The following is a 22,071-nucleotide window of genomic DNA, read 5'->3' as shown; positions in this document are numbered from 1 at the left end:
ATTATAGTTAGGTATAAAAAACACAACAAACATATATATAGTGAATACTTTGTGACAATTGGAAATTGTATTGACAATTAGATGCTTCGACTCTACTATTGATAATAGTTATCATTATCAGCATAGGAGGAGCAATTATAATGTCTAATCAAATAATGAAAAAACCAGTTTTACTTATATCTGTGATTATTCTTATTTTATCAATAGCTTTAATCGGTTGTTCAAATGAATCAGTAGAAAATAAAGAGGAAACTACAAGTAAGAGTGAAAATGCGCTTACTTTTGCATGGCCTAGAGATATCGGTGAATTGAATCCACATGTGTACAATCCGTCTCAATTATTTTCTCAGTCAATGGTATATGAACCTTTAGTGAGCTACGGTGATGGAGGAGAGCTAAAACCACATTTAGCAGAGTCTTGGGAGATTTCTCCGGATGGGAAGGAATATTTATTCCATTTACGCCAAAATGTAAAGTTTTCTGATGGTACTAGTTTTAATGCAGAGATTGTGAAAAAGAACTTTGATGCTATACTTAAAAATGTAGATTTTCATAGTTGGTTAGGATTTATTTCAAAGATAGCTCAAACAGAGGTAATCGATGAGAATACGTTTAAATTAACGTTAACTGAACCCTATTATCCTACGATCCAGGAGTTAGCTGTTGTACGTCCTGTTCGATTCCTTGGAGAAGCTGGTTTCCCTCAAGATGGGGACACGTCCAAAGGGGTAGAAAAGCCAGTTGGGACAGGTCCATGGGTACTTGATGATTATAAAGTAGACGAGTACGCTGTCTTCACACGTAACGAAGCGTATTGGGGAGAACTCCCAAGCGTAGAGAAGATTACGGTTAAAATCATTCCTGATGCCGAAACTCGTGTACTTGCTTTCGAAAAAGGTGAATTAGACCTTGTTTATGGTGAGGGTGTTATTAGTATAGATTCGTTTAATCAATTAAAATCAACAGGGTCTTACGGGACTAGTATTTCAGAACCAGTTGCTACTAGACAGCTTGTTTTAAATACAACGAAAGAACAACTATCCGATGAACGTGTTCGTCAAGCATTACATTATGGATTTGATAAAGCAGCAATGGTTGAGGGAGTTACATCTGGATTGGAAGAGAAGGCTGACTATATCTTACCAACAAACTTCCCTTATACTTCAGATATTGATGTAAATACAGTAAAATATAATGTAGAAAAAGCGAAGCAACTATTAGATGAAGCTGGCTGGAAGCTGCCAGAAGGTAAAAGTGTTCGTGAAAAAGATGGAAAACCACTAGAAGTAGAGTTAATGTATAACTCAGCTGAATCTATCCAAAAGACAATGGCTGAAACATTACAATCAGAGTGGGCAGGATTAGGTGTTAAATTAAATATTGTAGGTGTGGAGCTTACGACTCAAGTTGAGAGATTCAAAGCGAATGAGTTCGATATGAACTTCTTCAGTAACTATGGTGCTCCATATGACCCACATACTTTTGTAAACATAGTTGCTACAGAAGGTTTTGGATTTAATGAAGCCATTTCAGCTTATTCTAACAAAGAAGAAATCCTTAGCCAAATCGCTAAAGTTACGCAAACAACAGATGAAGCTGAGCGTCAACAACTATATTCAGAAATCTTAGGATCATTACAAGAGCAGGGTGCAATACTCCCTATTTCGTATATCAAGAAAATAGCAATTTATAAAAAGGATATTTCTAACTTTACATTTCCTGGTAACCGAGATGAACATCCATTTACAGGAATTAGCGTAAAAGAGTAAGCATCAGGAGGAGGTAGTTATGGCTACTTATGTCTTTAAACGAATCATCACCATCGTTCCCATCTTTCTAATAGCCACACTAATAACGTTTGGGATGATAAACCTGTCACCGGTGGATCCTGCAGAGGCCTACTTTGCTGCAGCACATATCCAAGCAACGGATGAGGCGCTGGAACAAAAAAGACATGAGTTCGGCTTAGATCAACCTCTTCTAATTCAATATGTGAATACCCTTATTAAGATATGCCAATTTGATTTTGGCATATCTTATGTTACGAATAAACCTGTATGGGAAGAGATTTCCGCGCGAATCCCAGCAACCATTCAACTAACAATAGGTAGTTTGTTGATAGCTATATTCGTAAGTGTGCCGATAGGGTTTTTAGCTGGTATAAAGAAGAACAGTGGAATGGACCATTTTAGTCGATTCCTCTCTTTTATTGGAGCATCCATTCCATCTTTTTGGCTTGGATATTTATTTATTTTTTTCTTTTCTGTAAAATTGGACCTTTTCCCCGTAGAAGGTACGGGAACGTGGAAGCATTTAATTCTTCCTTCCCTCACTTTGGCATTCCCTTTAATCGCTCTATATACTCGCCTGTTACGTGCTAGCATCTTAGAGAATTTACAAGAGTCTTATGTTCTTTTTGCAAGGACGAGAGGGATTCATGAGATGGCCATCATGGGCAAGCATGTATTAAGGATTGCGATTTCTCCGATGATTACGGGACTTGGAATGAACTTAGGGAATTTATTGACTGGAGCGATCATCGTGGAGGCGGTCTTTTCATGGCCAGGATTTGGACGTTATTTTCTTGAAGCCATTTTCAACCGTGATGTTCCTGTCATTCAAGCCTATGTACTATTAGCAGCGGGATTATTCCTTATTAGCAACTTGATTGTCGACCTTATCCAAATGTTTATTGACCCACGTATCTCTAGAAAAGGAAGGCAATTTCAATGATTGCAAAGTTTTATAAACAATTGAAAAGTCGTAAAGTAATTGTATTTTGTTCGTTTATACTGTGTGTGTTGTTTGTTATCACTATTTTTGCCCCTTGGCTTGCGCCTAATGACCCGATCGCTGTTAATTTAGCTGATAAGCTACAGAAACCTTCATTGGAATATCCATTAGGAACCGACCATTTAGGCCGATGTACGTTGTCACGTATCCTGTATGGCGCCCGTATATCTCTCGGATATGCTATGCTTATTTTTATTTCGGCTTTAAGCATCGGTCTTATTATTGGGATCATTGCTGGATATAAAGGTGGCTGGGTGGATCAATTGTTAATGAGACTAGGTGATGGCCTAATGGCGATACCAAGTCTTTTGTTTGTTATTGGTTTTGTAGGCATTTGGGGAGCGGGTCTAAAACAAGTCGTTTTAGGACTAATTCTCGTACAATGGGTTTATTACGCAAGGGTTATTCGTGGAATGGTTTTAAGCTTGAAAGAGCAGAACTATATTACGGCAGCTAGAATCAGTGGTTCTTCCACATGGACCATTATGAAAAATCATATTATTCCCAATGTGATCCCCTCATTAGCAGTAATGGGAACCTTAGAAATGGGGTGGGCGATCATGAATTTATCATCGATGTCGTTTTTAGGGTTAGGTGTTCAACCTCCTACCCCAGAGTGGGGAGCGATGATCCATGAAGGGAAGTCGTATATCAGAACCAATCCAGCTCTGATGATATACCCAGGTTTAATGATTATGCTAGTCGTTGTTACCTTCAACTTATTAGGTGAATCACTATCAGAACGTTTCGGAGTGAAACGTCGCTAATAAAAAAGGACTGTTGAAATGGATACAAACGATCGAAACATTTTAAATGTGCGAAATTTACAAGTGGATGTAAGAACAAAGGAAGGTTCTACCACACTTGTTCAAGATATTAATTTTGGATTAAGAAAAGGTGAAATCCTTGGCCTTGTTGGGGAAAGCGGTAGTGGGAAAACGGTTACGAGTATGTCTATCTTGCAGCTACACGATAGAAAAAATGTAGATATTATAGGAAGCATTACCCTAAACGGCAGGGAATTAAATGGCTTAAGTAACAGGGACATGAGGAAAATTAGAGGGAAAGATATCGCGTTTATCATGCAAAATCCGATGAATGCTTTTACACCCGTTTTTACGATTGGTCAACAGTTTCTAGAAACGATTCGCTCCCATACATCGTTGAATAAGAAGCAAGCAAGGGAGCTTGCGATGGATGTAATGGAAAGTGTAAATTTACCGGAGCCAGATAAATTATTAAAATACTATCCGTTTCAATTAAGTGGAGGTATGCTTCAAAGAGTAATGATTGCCATGGCTGCATGCTTACAGCCGTCGGTTATTATTGCAGATGAGCCAACAACTGCACTGGATCTTCACAGCCAGGTGCTAGTTCTTCGTCTACTAGATAAAATTCGCTCGGAATATGGAACATCCATCTTACTCATCTCTCATGATCTTGGAGTCATTTCGGAAATGGCGGACCATGTGATCGTGATGCAACATGGGAAAATAGTAGAATCCGCAAATGTACTAGAAGTATTTGATCATCCACAACATGAATACACGAAGAAGCTATTAAGGACAAGGCCAACCTTATATTCTGAGAAACAACCTTATACCTATATGCTGTAAAGATGATTATATTTTCCGAGGGGGGACACCATTGAGCTTATTACAGGTAAAGCAAGTAAACTTAAGCTTTCAGTCGAAGAAGCTTTTTAATGGCAAGGATCAAACAAAAGTTCTTAAGGATATTTCCTTTGATATCCAAGAAGGAACCTGTTTGGGCTTAATTGGTACAAGCGGAGCCGGTAAGAGTACTCTTGGGAAAGTCATTCTTGGAATTCAACGTCCACAGCAAGGTCAGGTTTTGTTTCAAGGACATGATATTTACAAAGCGGATAAGCTTACACGACAAAAGATCCGTCGTGATCTCCAAGTGGTATTTCAGGATTCCTATTCATCGGTTAATCCTCGAATGACAGCTGAATCAATTATAAGTGAGCCTTTAAAGAACTATGAGAAACTGACGGTAAAAGAACAGAGAAGAAGGGTGATTGAGCTACTAGAACGTGTGGGCTTACATGAATCGGATTTAAAAAAATACCCTCATCAATTTAGTGGTGGACAATTGCAACGAATTAATATTGCTAGAGCCATAGCTCTGAAACCGAGATTAATTGTTCTTGATGAATCAGTAAGTAGTTTAGACATGGTGACACAAAGCTTGATTTTACAATTATTAAGCGAATTAAAGGATGACTACGGTTTATCTTATCTTTTTATCACACATGATATTAAAGCGGCTTTTTCCATTTCGGATCAAATTGGCGTTCTTGAAAGAGGAGAATTGATTGAGCTTTACGACTCAAATGATGAATTCTTTTCCTCTAAACACCCTGTAGTCAAACGATTAAGAGAGTCTGTCCTTTCTGAACATCCGCGCTTTCGTACGATTAGGACTTTGGAGAATAGGGTGACATGAAGCGACTAGAGTACCTTATAAATAAAAAGAAGCTTTCCATAAGTTCAATTTACTTATTGGAAGCTTCTTTTTTATATTATTATTCCTCCTGACTCCCACCAAAAGCTTCTGGAATCATCGTAAATCCTTCAATCACCGTATCTTCTTCCACTTCAATCATGAGATACCGTTTGCCGGCCAGATGAACTTGTTTGACGTATCTTAAATCTTGTGGGCTGATGGAAATATTGGCTATTTTCGTGCTGATTTTAATGGACTTTGAACTAAACTTCGGCAAGATGTTACTTGCTTTTATCTCGTATTTATCATCATCTATGATTTTTTGGAACGCTGCTTCTACCTTTTCCGTGCTTACGTCTTCAATGCCGCTCATCGTTAACACGCGTTCTACGTCTTTTGTATCTAATTTAGGTTGTTCTTCCTCTTCGTTTTCGACGATCATGCGATTAATTTCTTCATATACATTAGCGAGAGTAGAGGTATTTAATTGATCTCCTGTAACATCTTTAATGATTTCTTCAAAAACGATTTTATCGTCTTGTGCGGTCATGATTTCTTCGCCATTTAGTACGTCCTCAATGAATGAATAGTCAGGCTCATGAACCTTTCCTGCCGAATAAAGAATATGGTTCACATCGGCTGAGTTATCGGTGAAGGCAGGGAATAGAAAGCCAGCAATAGGAGTATTGAGGTTAATGATCGGATCAACCACAAAGTGATATTTGAACTCTCTCTCCACATAGTCAAAAAGCAGCTCTTTCTTTGGCTCTTGTGTATTGTTGATACTACATAAAATAAAAGGGTGAGAGTAAACCCTATCCCGTTCGCTTTCCTCGGCCTCGTCATTCCGACGTTTGGTCGGCTTTAAATATTCTGCACGAATAAATGTAACGACGATATCCATTTCGTATTGTCTGTTCAAGAGCATTTTGCCTACCATTTTAAGCATTTGCTCTTTCCAGTCTTCCACATCACTGCTTAGCAACCCTTGATGTAAAATGAGTTGACTGCTATTTTCAGCATTGCGTTGAAATCTTAGTTCGAAAAGCTTCTCATCCATTTGACCAGCAAGCAGCTTTTTAAAATTACCCATAAATAATTCTTGTTGATCCTGGTCAAGCATGGCAAAGGGTTGGCTTTGGTGATGATAGATATCACTTGAATCCTTCATAATATAGACATTGAAAATATCGCTGATTTTGAGTAAATCATTATTTATTTTGAACTGTTTTCGTATGTTTGCTACGTCTTTTTTGTTCATTACTTATTCCACTCCTAAGCTACGCTAATTGCATTTCAACGTGATATATAAGTATCTTCCTCTTTTGGACATTCACTTATTTTAACATAAATTGTGATGTGGAAGGCCAGTTATATCATAGAAAAACCACTTCCTAGGAAGTGGTTTCATGGTTGTCGATCGTTTTGATTTTCTTAATAAAATAGTAATGCTTGTAGAGGGCTGTTCCTATTAATATGATTTGTACGAAAAGGAGGTCCACATAAAGTACTGAAAATAAAATGAAGGAATCGGCAATCAAGTTGATTCGAATTTTCTCTTTACGTGTGAGTCCTTTCTTTTGTAGGAACCGTACCACATATTTTTCATAAAGTGCTGTATTCTTAAACCAGTTTTCTATCCTTTTAGAGCTTTTAGCAAAGCAATAAGAGGCAAATAAGAGAAATGGAAGGCCTGGCAGAACAGGGAGAATGATTCCTGATATCCCAATACCCAAGGAAATCATTCCAAGAAGGAAAAAGAGAATGCTTTTTATATTTTTGATGCTAATCACCTGACTTTAATAGAAGATATACTAATAGCTATACCATAAATATATGCATATCTCCATAGCTCTATCTCCTTTTATCAGCCTAATATCCGTTTCTCCCCATCGATTTCTTTAATAGGGGCAATATTTTGGGTGAATTCAAGAGTCCCCATATAAGTTCCCTTCTCATCTCTTACTGCAAAGTAACGGATATAAACGTATTTATCCTTGAATTTAATCCAGAAGTCTTCGCTATCCTTTTTCCCGGATTTAAAGTCCTGTAAAATTTCTTCAACCATATGAACGCTTTTCGGAGGATGACAATTTTGAACGGTTCTGCCGATGACCGCTTTTGTTCTTATGAATATACGTTCTTTCCCGTGGGAGAAGTATCTTACCACATCGTCCTGGTCGATAAAGGTGATATCAACAGGTAAGTGGTTTAACATAAGTTCTAGTTGCTCAATAGATAAAAAGCCTGTTTCCATACGGATGAAGCCTTCTGACATGGCTGTGCTAGCAAGTGCTTTTCTTTCCGGTTTCCACTCGACAGCGGGACTTGTTAAACAATAGCCTATTTCATCACTCTCATGAGCAATCTTAATCCATTCATCCTCTGTTAAATGCTGAAGTGCCATTGGGAATAATATATTCTCTTCTTTAAATATCATCTCAGATACTTCACGGATAACGAATTCAAGGGAATTAACAGCTGATTGATGATCATGATTAGAATAGTTTGATAAGACCTGTTTCGCTGTTTTTATCGCTTCTCGAATTCCGTCATCCACGCCCCACATCACTTTTGTAGGACCGAAAATTCCGTATTTCTCTAAGAAAGGAAATAACAAATTCTCCTTACGACTATAGTGTTTATCGATATCGAGTAACAGATTTAAGTCCTCCATTAATTTAAACACGTTATCACTGCTATCCTCTGCTTTAAAACGGTCAAAGTGTAATTGGATTTTGAAGTTCACAAGCATATCAATTTCTTTATTTTCTAGCTTAAATGTATGAACGGGGTGTCCAGGCTGATCTTCTGGTTTTTGGCTGCGATGGATTTCTTCAATGGACCCTTTAAAAATCGCCGTATGAACAGAACATAGGCGTTGAACTTCTTCGACTGGTATGCCCTCTTCTTCCATAAGAGCCTGTTCAAGCTGGGAGATTTCTTCGATGGAGATGGTACCTACCGCTTTTTCGAATTCATCCCTAACTTCCTCCACACTTCGTCCCATGTGCAAATCTTTTATGATTGCTTTTAAAATTTCTTGGCGTTCTGTTTTATTTAACTGTACTTGTTCACGATTATTTATGATCTCACTCATTGGTAACCCCTCCGTTACTTGATTAATTCAAACTCATGATTTTCAAATGTATGGATGACAGTTTCTAATGGAATATCTTTCACTCGGCAGCCTTTAGGTATCGTCATTACACGGCCAACGGTTTGAAGCATGGTGGGTTTTGAGATGTTTTCAAAACCTAGACTCTCCATGATTGATATCACTTCTGGAAATTGAGTACATATTTCATAAAGGGATTGATTTAAATTAATGGTCTTTGACATTTCCATCACCCCATAACTTAGTGCTTTATGTGGTTAATGTATCATATCTGTCTTGAAACCAATGTGATGTGCATCACAAATGAAAATGTTTCTCATTAATGAGTAAATAGCACTATGTATATGTTGGTTAACTCTCTATTTTTTCAATTAAATTACGATATAATGAATATATTACTAGGACTTTATTAGGGGGATTTTTATGAAGAGGAAGGACAAGTCTCTAAAAAATACATTTATGTTCATGCTTTTTACTATGATCATAGGCATTTTTATTATAAACGCTGCCATGATTTACTTTAGTTCTCAGCAGTCCATTGATAAAACCCTCAAAACGAATGGGATTATCCATGCTGAAAGGGTAGCGAAGGCAATTGACGCGGATGATTATGCAAATTTTCTAGCAGACCCAGTAGAAAATGAAACGTATCGTAATCTTCAAGAAGAGCTCAATGATTACAGAGTAAAGATGGGGGCCATGTACGTTTACACCTTGGAAGTAGAAGAAGATCAGTCTCTAAAAATTATGATTGATGGTTTACCAAAGGGTGAAGCCGTTCCAATTGGTGAACCAACAACAGCAACGAAATATGATGATGTAAAAGAGGTTGTGGCCGGTGGTGTTAGTAGCACAGATATAGTAAAAGACCCTGAGTTTGGGGAATATATGTCTGCTTTTGCTCCTATCAAAAATAAGGAGGGGGAGGTTCTAGGGATAGTGGGTGTTGATATGGAAGCTACCCAAGTTCATGCCATTACTGATTCGGTAATTAAAGAGTCTATTCCTATTCAACTAGGGGTATCTCTTGTGATCCTACTGAGCATTCTAGGAGTGGTTTATTTCTATTTGGGAAAAAAGCTTCGTCCTTTATCCATTCTTACAGCTGTATCCAAAGATATTGCGCAAGGGAATCTTAATCTTGCTAAAGAAACGCTAAATACGCTTACTTTTAAATCAAAGGATGAAATTAGTAGATTACATCAATCAATGACAGAAATGAGTAAGATTCTGGAGAAGATGGCTCAAGACATGCAAGGAACCTCACTGACCATCAATAAGAAAAGCGAAGAGTTAAACGTTGCTTCTACTGAATTACTAGAAGGTTCTAGCCAAATTGCCTTAACGATGGAGGAAATGGCAACGGGAGCAGAGACCCAAGCAACTTTATCTACAGAACTTGCAGAGAATATGAGGCAATTTTCAGGATTAATTGAAGAGGCAGATTCAAAAGGAAAAGAACTATCTCGATTAAATGAGGAAGTGACTCAACATACAGAGTCCGGTTACCAATTAATGCAGCAGTCTGTTACTGGAATGAATGATATCCATATGGTGGTTACTCGTTCCGTAACGGAAGTAAAGGACCTGGCAGAACAAACGAGACAAGTATCCTCGTTAGTGACACTGATTCGTTCGATCGCTGACCAAACCAATCTACTAGCTCTAAACGCAGCGATTGAAGCAGCAAGAGCTGGGGAGCAAGGAAAAGGGTTTGCCGTTGTCGCTTCAGAAGTCAGAAAGCTAGCGGAGGAAGTATCAAAGTCAGTGGACGAAATTCAAGAGATTGTAGGAAAAGTAGACAATAACTCTAGGAAAGTAGTGGATACCCTTGAGGAAGGAATACAAGTGGTAACGGCTGGCCAAGAGAATGTAAAAGATACGGGTCTTACATTTAAAGAGATTTCACAGCTTATTGAAGGAATGAACAAGAAAATTATCGACTTAAGTCAGCAACTGAATTTGGTTGTTACGAAACAGGACAGTATGAATAAGTCGATTGAGGAAATTGCCGCCATTGCAGAAGAAAATGCAGCTGGTATTGAAGAAGTATCGGCATCCTCTCAACAGATGACTGGGTCGACGGAAGAGATGAATCAATGGGTTAGGGAACTTAACTCCGCTTCTGTAGAGCTTAAAGAGGAAAGTGAGCGGTTTAAAATATAAGAACATTTTTTAGAATTAGAAAGTCTTAACTCAAATGGGTTAAGGCTTTTTTTGTTTGCAGAGGGTTTATGATCCGTTGAAATGGTTAGGATTTGGTTTGTCTGTGTGAGTAAAAAGTACCCTAGAAATAAATAAAATAAGAAATATTTCTGTCGTAGTGTAATTAAGTTGTGTATTTTTACAATAATAGTTAAAAACAGTTATAAATACCTAGTTTTTCCTGTTTTTTCAATTTGTTTCTAAAGTAATTAACACTATAGGTGTGGTAAAAAAGTTGTGATTTGTAACTTGATTATGCAAAAAAATCCTAGTTTCAAAAGGTATATGGAAAAAAGTACTAGATGGATTTCGGTGCCGATTTATGGGCAAATTGATTGATTAGTAGGAGCTGTGTTATATAAGTATAAGGGAATTACTTCCAAAGAAAGTTTATAAGATAACAAGATACATAAGGTATGTATGAGTAACGAAGTAAGTAAAGCATTATTAGTTAGTTTTATCATTATATTTATGATAAATAATTGCCTATTTATAGGCGAAATTTACATTGAGGAGATGGAGAACAATGGCTGGACAAATCCGTATGAGCCCTGAAGAGCTTAAATCAAAGGCAACTCGCTATGGCCGTAGTGCACAACAGATCGAACAGATTTTAAGAGAGCTTACAAACCTACAAAACGAACTTCGTGGCGAATGGGAAGGTAAAGCATTCCAAAGATTTGATGATCAGTTTAATCAATTAAGCCCTAAAGTACAAAACTTTGCTCAATTAATGCAAGAAATCAATACTCAATTGAACAAAACGGCTGATGCTGTGGCACAACATGATGAGCAATTATCTCAGAACTTTGGTCTAAACTAATCTATTAACTTAGTAGACTAAGACAAATCATTCGGCACTATGAGTAATCAGTCTAAGGCCACGCGACATGTGTTGTGTGGCTTTTACACTTTGATTGCTTTCACATGAAACGTAATTGAATTCATACATAATTTTTTACATATTAGCGAATGAAGCAGGGGATGATGGGATGAAAAAGGTTGAGCGTAGCATATTACTATTTTTAGTACTTGTGCTTGTCCTATCCTCAGGTGGCTCTTATGTTGCCTTAAATTCAGCAACAAAAAGCAATACTAGTGAGGATAATCAAAAAATGACAGTTGCGCTGGTTAACGAGGACCAGGGTGCTGATTTTAATGGGCAAAAGTATGAGTTCGGTAAAGAGTTCATTAAAAGTATAGAAAAAGATGAAGAACACAATTGGTATGTGGTAAGTCGTGGGGTTGCGGAAAGTGGCTTAGAGCGCAACTCTTATAACATGATGATTGTGATACCAAATGATTTTACACAGAAGGCATTATCCATTGATTCACAGTCACCAGAACAAGTTGTACTAAATTATAAAATTAATGCGTCTGATAACAGTAATTTTAAAGCCAAAGCAGAAAAAACAGCTAGCGCAATTATAGGGGACTTTAACCGCCGTATTATTGATGTTTACTTTGCTAGTGTCATTGGAAATCTACATGAGGCACAGGATAATATCTCAACTATCATTAAAAAAGAACAATTATATACGTCTGTATATAATAATGCGATTCATGGACCGTTAGAAGGTTACACATCACAGTTTGGGGCAGTCCAATCAAATACAAATGTTTCGAGGGAAAGCTTTAAAGGATTTCAAGACATTTTAAAGGATTTTGAGAACAATCTGGGACTTGGTGTACAAACAGGAAAAGAATATCAATCTACCATTTCAGACTATAACAAAATGAAAGCTACGAATGCTCTTGTATCAAATAATTTTTCCGTACAATTGAGTGATTTTAGTAGCCAAATGAAGAACAAGGATCTACTTGCACAGTTAGATTATTTAATCGCTGCAAACAATGAGATTAATAAACAGTTTCAATTAAAAGAAAATCAACCAGCAAATATTATGACTGAAGCATCTGCACTCCAACTGTTTTTAAGTAAAACGAAGGAACAAGTAGAAAATACAGATACAGATTTAGCGGACCAACTAGCTTCGGATATGCAGAGTTCAATTAGTGAGAAGTTAAAAAAGGAAATAAGACATTCCTCTGGTGAAGAGCAAAGTGTATATTTAAATAACTTTTTTGTTGGGCCAGATGAAAAGGCTCGTCGTTCTATACAAAAGCAAATTGACCGGTTACCTTCTTTAAATCCAAGCGATTTAAATGGGATAGCCATGCGAGAAGAAACGATTACCCAGCTAAGAAACGTAATGGCCTTATCTAATAAATACAGTCAGGAATTTAACTATGTACCAAGCAGAGGAGGAGATAGTCTTCCTCTATTGAGCACAATAAGTCAAATTAGAAACAGCTTAATAACGGACGGTGTAACGTTAGCTGATTCTGTCATCATACCAGAGAATAAAAAGAAAAGTGGTCAGGAATTTTCAATCAAAATTCCAGAGGGATTTGTTGTTACTCAATTATTATTAACTCTTCCCAACAGTGAAGAGATGGATTATACAAGGTCATTCGTTGAAAATAATAAGGTCAACTTACCCCAAACATCGGAAGGGAATTTTGGTGTAAAGGTAAAGGTGAAAATGTTAGAGACGACTAACAATATTAATGTTTATGAACCAGTTAAATGGAGCTGGAGATTAGACCAAAAAGACGTGACCGATGTAGATACTCCAGATGTGCCTGAAATCCCAGAGGAGGAACCTGCCTCACCAGAAACCCCGGAGGAAGGATCCACTTCACCGGAGGAACCAGCTGAGCCTGAAGAACCGATTAATGAAGGAAAGACTGAACTTCCTGTAGTGGAGACAGCTACAGCGGGAGCAACAGTTGTAGCAGAAAGCCTGATTACTGAAGAACAGGATGATACTCAGCCTACAGAAGGAGCTGAGGAGAATACGACCGAAGAGCCAATTGAAGGGGGAGACCCAACGGAGGAGAAAGAGCCAGTTGATGATCCGGAAGCTACTCCCATCACCATCGTTGAAAAGCTTAAAATCGTTAACAATCTAATTTCTCACCAGTTGTTATCACCTTTAGTTAACGATTCTACTAGTTCATTAATTAATGCAGCAAGTGACACTGTGAAGGATTACCAAAAGCTATTAGCCCTATATGACGTATACCTTGGGGTTGAATTGGATCAGTTTAGCCGTTCTGAATTTGCGGAAGAGCTGAATCATGTTAGTTTAAAAGATTTAGCCACGGAGGATTCCCTATACTATCTATTTAATAAGCAGGACATTGTAGATATATTAGCCAATTTTGTTGCAGCTCAAACAACGGAAGAATTCCGTGCGGAAACGGAAGAATTGAAAGCGAAGATAGAGGCATATTTGGAACTCGTTTATACTGCCAATGATAATTCCAAGCTCTTAACTGAATTGATTCAGAAGACCATGGCTCAAGCGGAAGTACAAAATACGAACCTTACAAAAACGCTAGCAGACCTAGCAAAATGGCGTGAAGTAAGCACGAAGCTTCAGGAGGAACAAGCCAAAATATTAGGTAATGGGGACGACGAGCAAAAGGCTGTTCTGGCATTAGATAGTAATTTTAGCTCGTTACTAGCATCTAGCCAATCCCTTGCAGATCAATCGAAAAGCAACCTAACTTCAGCTGACCATGTATATGATACATTTGATGCGATTGATAACCAGGCAAAGGACATACAGGCAAGTGGAACCACTCTTGTAAAGCAGGCAGGAGAACTTTCGAATAATTTAACGAATAAACTAGCGGAAGACCAGGACTTTGCCAAGAACTTTGCAGGAGTACTAGCCAATAGCCGTATCGGAGATCGACCAAATGAAAATCTACTAAGCTTCCTATCGAATCCGGTAGAAACGAAAAATGCTGGTGTCATTATGGAAGGAGACTCATTTACTCCATATTTCATCGTTTTGCTTTGTTTCATCGTTGCTTTATTTACAGCGTATGTTATTTCCAATAGTGAAAGAAAAAGACTCGCTGACGATTCATTCTCTGAAGAGAAGACCTTGGTGGGATTAAATACTCCAATCACCATCTTAACGACAAGTATCGGTGTAGTGGAAGGGCTCGTAATAGGGTTACTTTCAAGCTATCTATTACAAATGAACGAGGAAAGACTTCTGTCATGGGTGGGAGTCATTACCCTAATTATGATGACGATGCTTTTGGTTGCAACGTATTTACTTCGCCAGTTAAAAATGGGAGGTATGTTTATCCTACTTGTTCTTTTAAGCTTGTACTTATTCTTAACAGAAGCGATCGGACTTCATTTCGACAAGTCTTCCTCAGCAGCTAAGCTAAAGGAATTTTCACCACTTCAATATGTAGAGAAGTTATTGATGGAGTTTGGAAACAATGCTGCAAATACTCAGGCAATTGTCTTCTCGTTACTAGCAATTATGATGATTGCTTTGGTTAGTCAGTTGTTTGTAGTCCATCGTTTTTCAAAAAACGAGGAGGTAAGTAATGAAGGGATTACGGAAAGTATGTAGTATGTTTGTTTTCTGTACGGTTGGGATATTTGCTATAGGTTCACCCTCCTCTTATGCGGAGGGGAACCTAGATCATAGTGGAGAGATGCGCCTCAAAACAGATCGGATTGGTGAGGACACAGCAGAAAGAGAAAAACAAGATATAGAGTCCCAAAAGGAAACGGAATTAGAAAAGCAGGTACCGGGTTTGTTCAGAGAACAAACTCGTGCTGCTATTCAGAATAAGAAAATAGAACTGGACAGTACATTAAAAAGTATGGAGGAGAGCTTGTTTGTTCAACCAGAAGCTTCTAGTTCAACGTTAGAGGTGTCAAAGAACACACTTTTTTCAAGTGACTATAAGGTTCAAAGTCCTAGTTCTATTAACCAAACCGGCAAGGACGGTTCAAGCTCCAAGATTGCCACAGCTCTTGTTGGATTTGTTGTCGCCTGCTGTGGAGGGGTTTATTTTATGATGAGAAAATTACTTGAATAGAAGGGATACCATGTCAAAAGAAACGCATGTAAATATAACAGTAGATTTTGATAAATGGGGCAAAGGGACTTATGACTTGCGAATCCCTTTGCACCAGCCCATTAAGCAATTGCTAGCTAATTTAGATGAAACATTACATCTTGCTTTAGAAAAAGAAGCTCTATTTGCAGTTAAAATTGCCGATAAAGAGCTGATATTGGCAGATGATGATCGCCTCGTTGACCATCCAGTGACAAATGGCGATATTTTAGTCGTTTTATAAGCGTAAAAGGAGTCGGAAATCATGAAAGAAAAAACGATCCAAATGGAGTCACTAACCTTTCAATTCTCCATTGATAAAGATCAATGGCAATTAAAACTACCTAAATCACAAACACGTGTAAAAGATATTCGTCAAATGTCTTTGATTAATAGTGACTCAGGCTTATGTGTCCCTGCAGTTGTTGAGGAAGAAGACGATTTGTTTTGCTTTTCCTATATCGTTGATCCTAAAGCGAAGACTTGGGACGATATTCTTAAGCTGGATCGAAAAGACAAGTTACGCCTGCTGTGTAACTTAGCTCGCTTCAAACATTGTTTAACCACAAGAATGACTTTCTTCCTTCATCCGGATAATCTAATCGTCGACGATAATCTGATCCCAGCCCTTATCTATCGTGGAATCCGGGATTTAGTCCCCCCTTATCATCTTGATGAAAAGAGCTTCACAATTCAGTACAAGTGCCTGACCATCGCCTTATTTTCAAAAAAATATTCCTATGACGAGCTTATGGCTGGTTCTCTTCCGCAGGCGAAGGATACAGAGTTCGAACGTCAGGTTATTGAGTGTGAAAATAGCGATTCACTCATTCAATTTTTAAACGGGAAATACATGGAGGAAAAAAAGGCCACAGAGAAGAACATGCAAGTCGTATCAAAAAAGCGATTCAGGCTTTATAAACGATTAACGTTTTCAATGTTGGCACTCTCCGTTATATTGGCTATTCCGTTAGCGTATGTAGGATTAGTGAAAGTACCTTTTCAAAATCACCTGTTGGAAGCGAATCGAAGCTTTTTAGCGTTGGATTATAACAATGTGATTGATCAGCTAGAGGAGCTAGAGCCAGAGGATTTACCAGATTCGAGTAAGTATGTTCTTGCATATTCTTATATCAAATCTGAGAGATTATCGGATAAGCAAAAAGAGACAATTCTTAACAATGTAAGTATAAAAAGTGATCCGAATTACCTTCTATATTGGATTTATAATGGGCGAGGCGAATTCAGTCGAACGGTTGATTTAGCGAAGTATATTGATGATCCGCAGCTAATTATGTATGGACTTATTAAGCAAATAGAACAAGTAAAAAATGACCCTGATTTAAGTGGAACTGAAAGGGAAAAGAAAGTTCAACAATATCAAGATCAATATGAAACTTATGCAGAAAAATACGAAATGGATTCATTGGTGGAGGAAGATTCATCGGAGTCTGAAACCATAGAGGATGAGTCAGCTAGCGAACAAGTGAGTAAGCCAGAACAAGTAAACGAACCTTCTGTTACTGAAGGAGAAACCGTAAATCCTGAAGCTAGTGATACAGAAAATACATCAGAGCAATAAGAGACGACCGTTTACTTGTGTGTAGAGAGGGAGAGAAAGATGGCACAGAGATTATTGCTGCTAAGCTATAAAAATGTAATGCATAAATGCCATTTAAACATAAATGAACCAAAGATCATTACCGTTGGAAAGGAATGGTCGAAAACCATTACATTTAGAGACTTGTCTACTCCGTTTGAAATCCAATGGGATGGTCAGGAGTGCAGAATTAGTGAACAGCTGTTATCAGTTCATGAAAGCCTAGAAATAAATCTGAAAGACGAAAAAGTAACGATCTATCTGATAGAGCAGCAAGAGTGGCAACTATACGATACAACCGAGTGTCGTAGTATCACTATTGGATCGAACGAGTACGATGATGTAACTCTAGTGAATCACGAGGTTTCCTTGGCGTTTATTCGAGAACAGCTTGGAGAGTTTTTTCGTTTAGAAGTGTATCAAGGAGAAGTTTATCAAAATTTCATTCTGGTAAAAGGTGAAGTGTTATTAGAGCCAGGTGATGAGCTGTTCTTTGAAGGGATAACAGTGAAAGTAGGAATAGATGATCTTCGTATTCTTGGGAGAAAAGCAATCGTAGATACAAAATTAGTCGAAGTGTTTGGGGCGAGTCAAAGATTTGATCATGATTACCCGGACTTCCATCGGTCTCCACGGATTATTTACCGAGAGCCAGAGGATAAAAGAAGGATTGCAAAGCCCTCTAATAAGCCGGCAAAACCAAGTGAACAGCTAGCCCGAATTATTGTGCCTCCGCTTGTCATGATTGGGGCTATGGTGGCCGTGTCTATTTTTAGCCCAAGTGGGTTTTATATTATTGCCATGCTAGCGATGACGGTTACGACGGTTATCTTTTCTATTACCTCTTATGTAAAAAGTGCCAAGCAGTACCGACTGGATCTAAAGGAGAGAGAGAGTAGCTACAAGCAATATTTAAAAGAAAAATCGCACGAGCTATATAAAGCAAGCGAGGAACAAAGGCACGCATTGCATTACCATTTTCCGAACGTAGAAGAAATTCGGAAGATGGCAAAAAAAGTGGATTCACGTATTTATGAGAAAACGATGTTTCACCATGATTTTCTTACCTACCGTGTCGGGTTAGGAAGAATGGATTCTAGTTTTGATATCGAGTTCAGTGTGGAAGAATTTACTTTAGAGAAAGACCAGTTGGTTGATGAAGCAAAGCAACTAAGATCCAAATATCTGACGTTAGATGATGTTCCTGTCATTACTTCCTTAATGAAGGGGCCTGTTGGTTATATTGGGCAAAGACACCTTGTGTTGGAACAGTTGCAATTGTTGGTTATGCAGACTGCCTTGTTTCAGAGCTATCACGATATTCAGTTTGTTACCATTTTTCCAGAAGAGGAGAAGAGCAAGTGGGATTGGATGCGCTGGCTGCCACATGCGAGCTTACGTGATATTAATGTTCGTGGCTTTGTTTATCACGAACGCTCAAGAGATCAGGTGCTGAACTCACTGTATCAGATCTTGAAGGAGCGAAGACAGGCAACCGATGAAAAATCGAATAAAAATGAGAAGCTGTATTTCACTCCGCATATGGTTGTCTTAATTACGGATGAAAAGATGATCTTAGATCACTCGGTGATGGAGTACTTTAATGAAGATCCTAGTGAACTAGGCGTTTCGCTAGTCTTTGTACAGGATGTTATGCAGTCCTTACCGGAGCATGTGAAGACAGTTATTGATATTCGGGATGCAGCTAACGGAAATATCCTTCTTGAGGAAGGAGAGTTGGTTAATCGAACGTTTAGACCGGATCACTTTACGGAAGGGTTTAACAAGGAAGATGTTTCTCGAGCCTTAGCGCCTCTAAATCATCTTCAAAACTTGCGGAACTCCATTCCTGAAAGTGTCACCTTCCTTGAGATGTATGGAGTAGAAAAGGTGCAGGAGCTTGCGATACAGGAGCGATGGGCAAAGAATGAAACCTATAAGAGTCTTGCGGTTCCGTTAGGACTGCGTGGAAAAGAAGACATTGTCTACCTGAATCTTCATGAAAAAGCACATGGTCCACACGGTCTTGTTGCAGGTACAACCGGTTCGGGTAAGTCGGAGATTATCCAATCCTATATCATTTCGCTTGCGGTTAACTTTCACCCTCATGAAGTAGCATTTCTATTAATTGACTACAAAGGTGGAGGGATGGCCAATTTATTTAAGGATCTACCTCACTTACTAGGAACGATTACTAACTTAGACGGTGCTCAATCGATGCGTGCACTGGCTTCCATTAAAGCAGAGCTGCAAAAGCGTCAGCGTTTGTTTGCTGAATATGATGTGAACCATATCAATCAGTATCAAAAGCTTTATAAATTAGGTGAGGTAAAAGAACCCATGCCTCATTTGTTCTTAATATCAGATGAATTTGCTGAGTTGAAAGCAGAGCAGCCTGAATTTATGAAGGAGCTTGTTTCAACCGCACGTATTGGTCGTTCTTTAGGAATTCACTTGATTTTAGCTACACAAAAGCCGAGTGGTGTAGTAGATGATCAAATTTGGTCCAACTCAAAGTTCAAGCTCGCCCTAAAGGTACAAAATGCAAGTGATTCAACGGAAATCTTAAAAACACCGGATGCAGCGGAAATTACTCTGCCGGGCCGAGCTTACTTACAGGTCGGAAACAATGAAATTTATGAGCTTTTCCAAAGTGCCTGGAGCGGAGCAGACTATATTCCAGATAAAGATGAGCAAGACCTAATGGATACGACTGTATATGCAATCAATGATCTAGGACAATATGAAATTATCTCACAAGACCTAAGTGGCCTTTCTAATAGAAAAGAAATCACGAAATATCCAACCGAGTTGGATGCGGTAGTAGATTATATCCAATCCTATTCAGTGAAAAATCAAATTGAAGAGCTTCCTAGACCATGGTTACCGCCATTAGAGGAACGAATTTACCTGCCAGAACTGGTTGATGTGGACTATAAGACAGCATGGTACGCAGAGAAAAAACCAATTGAAGTCACGGTTGGGTTTTTAGATATTCCAGAAATGCAGCTTCAAAAGCCATTAACATTGGATTTGACAAAGGATGGGCATATGGCTGTGTTCTCTAGTCCTGGTTACGGAAAATCGACTTTCCTACAAAGTGTAGCTTTGGATATTGGAAGAAATCATAGTCCAGAGAGAGTTCATATGTACCTAATTGATTTTGGTACGAACGGTTTGCTTCCACTGAGGGAAATGCCTCACGTGGCAGATGCGATTATGGTCGATGAGGAAATAAAAATAGGAAAACTACTACGACGCTTACAAAATGAGCTGAAGGAACGAAAGCAAAAGTTAAGTAAATATGGTGTGGCAACCATCCAGATGTATGAGCAAGCAAGTGGAAGGGAAGTTCCTGCAATTCTATTAATTATTGATACCTTTGACTCCATTACGGATGCTGTGTATCGTGATGAATTTGAAAAACTAGTTGCACAAATTGCTCGAGAGGGAGTTAGTGTAGGGATACATCTAGTCATTAGTGCAGGAAGACAAAGTGCCATGAGGGCTGCCCTTCTATCCAATATTAAACATCAAATCTCTTTATTTATGATTGATCCTTCAGAACCAAGAAATATTGTTGGAAGAACAGACTTAACGATTGAGGAAATTCCTGGGCGGGGTCTAATTAAACTGGAACAGCCAACCATGTTCCAAACTGCCTTACCTGTTAAAGGAGAGGAAACACTCACTATTATTCAAAACATTCGGGAGCTTGGTCAAGACATGCGAAATGAGTGGAAGGGGAGCTGTCCTCTACCGATCCCAATGGTTCCAGAGACCGTTCATTTTACCGAATTTATGGCTAGAGCAGAGGCAAAATCAATGCTCCAGGAAGGGGAAATCCCGTTTGCTGTTGATTTTGAAAACGTGGAACCCGTTCAGCTTAGTGTGATTGAAGATCAACATACCTTGATCCTGAGTGACCGACTCGATTCTGTCGAGCAAACTTTCTTAATGCTTGTATCGAGTATCTCTATGAATGAACATATTGATGTGGGCTTAATGGACAATGCTTCTTCTAGATTTAGAGTCTTTAAGGATCATGTCAATCTCTATGCAGGAACATCGGTGGAGATGGACGATTTTACAGGAAGAATCCAACAGTTATTTGAAGCAAGGGAAGATGCCTTCCGACAGGTTCAGTTAGCAACTGACGGCAGAACAACGGTAAGGGATTTCTTAAAAGAAATTAGACCAATGGTCATTTTACTAACAGATGCTTCATTCTTAATAGATTCGCTGTCGTTCTCTGCTCAATCTACTATGACGAAATTAATTGAAACGGGTGCAAGAGTAGGTATTTATTTTGTCACCGGTGCGGTCCATGGGACGATTGAGAGACAGTACGATGATATTTCATCAGCCATTAAGAAACAGAAGACAGGTGTCTTAATTGGTAGAATTACGGAGCAAAACATTCTAGAGGTTCTGAATCGACCTTATAAAGAACCAAGTCTTCTTCCATATGAGGCGTACTATATTAAGCATGGAAAAGCGGAAAAGATTAAAATAGCGGCACTTTATGAAAAAAGAGAGGATGTGAATGTTGGTGTTATTCTGGGGTAGAACAGCTACGGAGAAAAAAAGAGACGATTATCATAAATTGTATCAGAAGCTAGGAGATGCAATATCGGAGCATGATCGTAAGGTTTCAGAGGCGAGCTCGGCACACAGTTCTTATGTAGGTACGGTTCCAAACCTATCAAATACAAAGATTCCTTCCAATGACTTTGAAGTAAGTAGAGAAAAATTAAATAGCGAATTACTAGATTATTTTCAACAGGATAAAGACAAACGGAGCTCGCTCGTTTCTGCCAAAAACAAGGCATATGAGCGCTATATTCATTACAAAAATTTAGCCATTCGTGAAGCAGAAGAAAAGGCACGAAGAGAACGTGAAGAACGTGAAAGAGAAAGAGAAAGAAATAAAGCGAAGGGGTGA

The 22,071-nt window shown here is 38.5% G+C and carries 17 protein-coding genes; 13 read left to right on the top strand and 4 right to left on the bottom strand.

The features are described from left to right. Positions 1-140: 140 nt before the first annotated feature. Genes nikA through nikE form a run of 5 tightly spaced genes read left to right on the top strand, consistent with a single transcriptional unit; the run spans position 141 to position 5,262 of the window. Entirely contained in the window at positions 141-1,769 is a 1,629-nt protein-coding gene (gene nikA / locus BKO01S_RS17755; protein WP_066057239.1) for a nickel ABC transporter substrate-binding protein, read from the top strand. Between the two features lie 19 nt (positions 1,770-1,788). Continuing rightward, on the top strand, positions 1,789-2,733 hold the full coding sequence (gene nikB / locus BKO01S_RS17750; RefSeq protein WP_066057237.1) for a nickel ABC transporter permease subunit NikB: 945 nt from the start codon (positions 1,789-1,791) through the stop codon (positions 2,731-2,733). Beyond that, a complete protein-coding gene (nikC, locus tag BKO01S_RS17745; RefSeq protein WP_066057232.1) occupies positions 2,730-3,560 on the top strand; it encodes a nickel ABC transporter permease subunit NikC in 831 nt (276 codons plus the stop codon). The genes nikB and nikC overlap by 4 nt, the downstream gene beginning before the upstream one ends. A gap of 18 nt (positions 3,561-3,578) precedes the next feature. Further along, positions 3,579-4,409, top strand: a complete 831-nt coding sequence (locus BKO01S_RS17740; RefSeq protein ID WP_066057228.1) for an ABC transporter ATP-binding protein — start codon at positions 3,579-3,581, stop codon at positions 4,407-4,409. A 31-nt stretch (positions 4,410-4,440) separates the two neighbouring features. Continuing rightward, complete coding sequence (nikE, locus tag BKO01S_RS17735) at positions 4,441-5,262, top strand: nickel import ATP-binding protein NikE (protein ID WP_066057225.1); 822 nt, start codon at positions 4,441-4,443, stop codon at positions 5,260-5,262. Positions 5,263-5,341: 79 nt separating this feature from the next. On the opposite strand, the gene BKO01S_RS17730 is transcribed toward nikE, so the two are convergent. From BKO01S_RS17730 to BKO01S_RS17715, 4 genes are all read right to left on the bottom strand, one after another. After that, positions 5,342-6,523, bottom strand: coding sequence for a DUF4317 domain-containing protein (locus tag BKO01S_RS17730; protein WP_066057223.1), 1,182 nt, complete (start codon positions 6,521-6,523; stop codon positions 5,342-5,344). Between the two features lie 133 nt (positions 6,524-6,656). Continuing rightward, a complete protein-coding gene (locus tag BKO01S_RS17725; RefSeq protein WP_269748553.1) occupies positions 6,657-7,055 on the bottom strand; it encodes a YbaN family protein in 399 nt (132 codons plus the stop codon). 74 nt (positions 7,056-7,129) lie between these two features. Continuing rightward, positions 7,130-8,362 carry a DUF438 domain-containing protein gene (locus BKO01S_RS17720; protein WP_066057219.1) on the bottom strand — a complete coding sequence of 411 codons (1,233 nt, stop codon included), beginning with the start codon at positions 8,360-8,362 and terminating at the stop codon, positions 7,130-7,132. A 14-nt stretch (positions 8,363-8,376) separates the two neighbouring features. Then, complete coding sequence (locus BKO01S_RS17715) at positions 8,377-8,604, bottom strand: DUF1858 domain-containing protein (protein WP_066057215.1); 228 nt, start codon at positions 8,602-8,604, stop codon at positions 8,377-8,379. A gap of 199 nt (positions 8,605-8,803) precedes the next feature. Here BKO01S_RS17715 and BKO01S_RS17710 point away from each other — a divergent pair, with 199 nt between their 5' ends. The 8 genes from BKO01S_RS17710 to BKO01S_RS17675 all read left to right on the top strand — a co-directional run bounded on the left by BKO01S_RS17710 (position 8,804) and on the right by BKO01S_RS17675 (position 22,071). Then, positions 8,804-10,546 carry a methyl-accepting chemotaxis protein gene (locus BKO01S_RS17710; RefSeq protein WP_066057211.1) on the top strand — a complete coding sequence of 581 codons (1,743 nt, stop codon included), beginning with the start codon at positions 8,804-8,806 and terminating at the stop codon, positions 10,544-10,546. Between the two features lie 565 nt (positions 10,547-11,111). Next, positions 11,112-11,408, top strand: coding sequence for a WXG100 family type VII secretion target (locus BKO01S_RS17705; RefSeq protein ID WP_066057207.1), 297 nt, complete (start codon positions 11,112-11,114; stop codon positions 11,406-11,408). A gap of 169 nt (positions 11,409-11,577) precedes the next feature. Next, positions 11,578-15,033, top strand: a complete 3,456-nt coding sequence (esaA, locus tag BKO01S_RS17700) for a type VII secretion protein EsaA (protein ID WP_066057204.1) — start codon at positions 11,578-11,580, stop codon at positions 15,031-15,033. Next, positions 15,008-15,508: a type VII secretion protein EssA gene (essA, locus tag BKO01S_RS17695; protein ID WP_066057200.1), complete on the top strand. Its 501-nt coding sequence runs from the start codon at positions 15,008-15,010 to the stop codon at positions 15,506-15,508. The genes esaA and essA overlap by 26 nt, the downstream gene beginning before the upstream one ends. Positions 15,509-15,518: 10 nt before the next feature. After that, a complete protein-coding gene (locus BKO01S_RS17690) occupies positions 15,519-15,770 on the top strand; it encodes an EsaB/YukD family protein (protein WP_066057197.1) in 252 nt (83 codons plus the stop codon). A gap of 21 nt (positions 15,771-15,791) precedes the next feature. Beyond that, positions 15,792-17,108 carry a type VII secretion protein EssB gene (essB, locus tag BKO01S_RS17685; protein WP_084362135.1) on the top strand — a complete coding sequence of 439 codons (1,317 nt, stop codon included), beginning with the start codon at positions 15,792-15,794 and terminating at the stop codon, positions 17,106-17,108. A 39-nt stretch (positions 17,109-17,147) separates the two neighbouring features. After that, complete coding sequence (essC, locus tag BKO01S_RS17680) at positions 17,148-21,695, top strand: type VII secretion protein EssC (RefSeq protein ID WP_066057194.1); 4,548 nt, start codon at positions 17,148-17,150, stop codon at positions 21,693-21,695. Further along, complete coding sequence (locus BKO01S_RS17675; RefSeq protein ID WP_066057191.1) at positions 21,673-22,071, top strand: EsxC family T7SS substrate; 399 nt, start codon at positions 21,673-21,675, stop codon at positions 22,069-22,071. The genes essC and BKO01S_RS17675 overlap by 23 nt, the downstream gene beginning before the upstream one ends.

The organism is Robertmurraya korlensis NBRC 107688 (assembly GCF_001591645.1).
Lineage (GTDB): Bacteria > Bacillota > Bacilli > Bacillales > Cytobacillaceae > Robertmurraya_A.
The sequence above is the reverse complement of the archived record's forward strand: the minus strand, read 5'-3'. Positions and strand labels throughout refer to the sequence as shown.

Coding starts and splice junctions, on each gene's coding strand:
- BKO01S_RS17715 (WP_066057215.1), bottom strand. CDS start 8,604: ATGTCAAAGACCATTAATTTAAATCAATCCCTTTATGAAATATGTACT.
- nikC (WP_066057232.1), top strand. CDS start 2,730: ATGATTGCAAAGTTTTATAAACAATTGAAAAGTCGTAAAGTAATTGTA.
- esaA (WP_066057204.1), top strand. CDS start 11,578: ATGAAAAAGGTTGAGCGTAGCATATTACTATTTTTAGTACTTGTGCTT.
- essC (WP_066057194.1), top strand. CDS start 17,148: ATGGCACAGAGATTATTGCTGCTAAGCTATAAAAATGTAATGCATAAA.
- essB (WP_084362135.1), top strand. CDS start 15,792: ATGAAAGAAAAAACGATCCAAATGGAGTCACTAACCTTTCAATTCTCC.
- BKO01S_RS17675 (WP_066057191.1), top strand. CDS start 21,673: ATGTTGGTGTTATTCTGGGGTAGAACAGCTACGGAGAAAAAAAGAGAC.
- nikA (WP_066057239.1), top strand. CDS start 141: ATGTCTAATCAAATAATGAAAAAACCAGTTTTACTTATATCTGTGATT.
- nikB (WP_066057237.1), top strand. CDS start 1,789: ATGGCTACTTATGTCTTTAAACGAATCATCACCATCGTTCCCATCTTT.
- BKO01S_RS17740 (WP_066057228.1), top strand. CDS start 3,579: ATGGATACAAACGATCGAAACATTTTAAATGTGCGAAATTTACAAGTG.
- BKO01S_RS17705 (WP_066057207.1), top strand. CDS start 11,112: ATGGCTGGACAAATCCGTATGAGCCCTGAAGAGCTTAAATCAAAGGCA.
- essA (WP_066057200.1), top strand. CDS start 15,008: ATGAAGGGATTACGGAAAGTATGTAGTATGTTTGTTTTCTGTACGGTT.
- BKO01S_RS17710 (WP_066057211.1), top strand. CDS start 8,804: ATGAAGAGGAAGGACAAGTCTCTAAAAAATACATTTATGTTCATGCTT.
- BKO01S_RS17720 (WP_066057219.1), bottom strand. CDS start 8,362: ATGAGTGAGATCATAAATAATCGTGAACAAGTACAGTTAAATAAAACA.
- BKO01S_RS17690 (WP_066057197.1), top strand. CDS start 15,519: ATGTCAAAAGAAACGCATGTAAATATAACAGTAGATTTTGATAAATGG.
- BKO01S_RS17730 (WP_066057223.1), bottom strand. CDS start 6,523: ATGAACAAAAAAGACGTAGCAAACATACGAAAACAGTTCAAAATAAAT.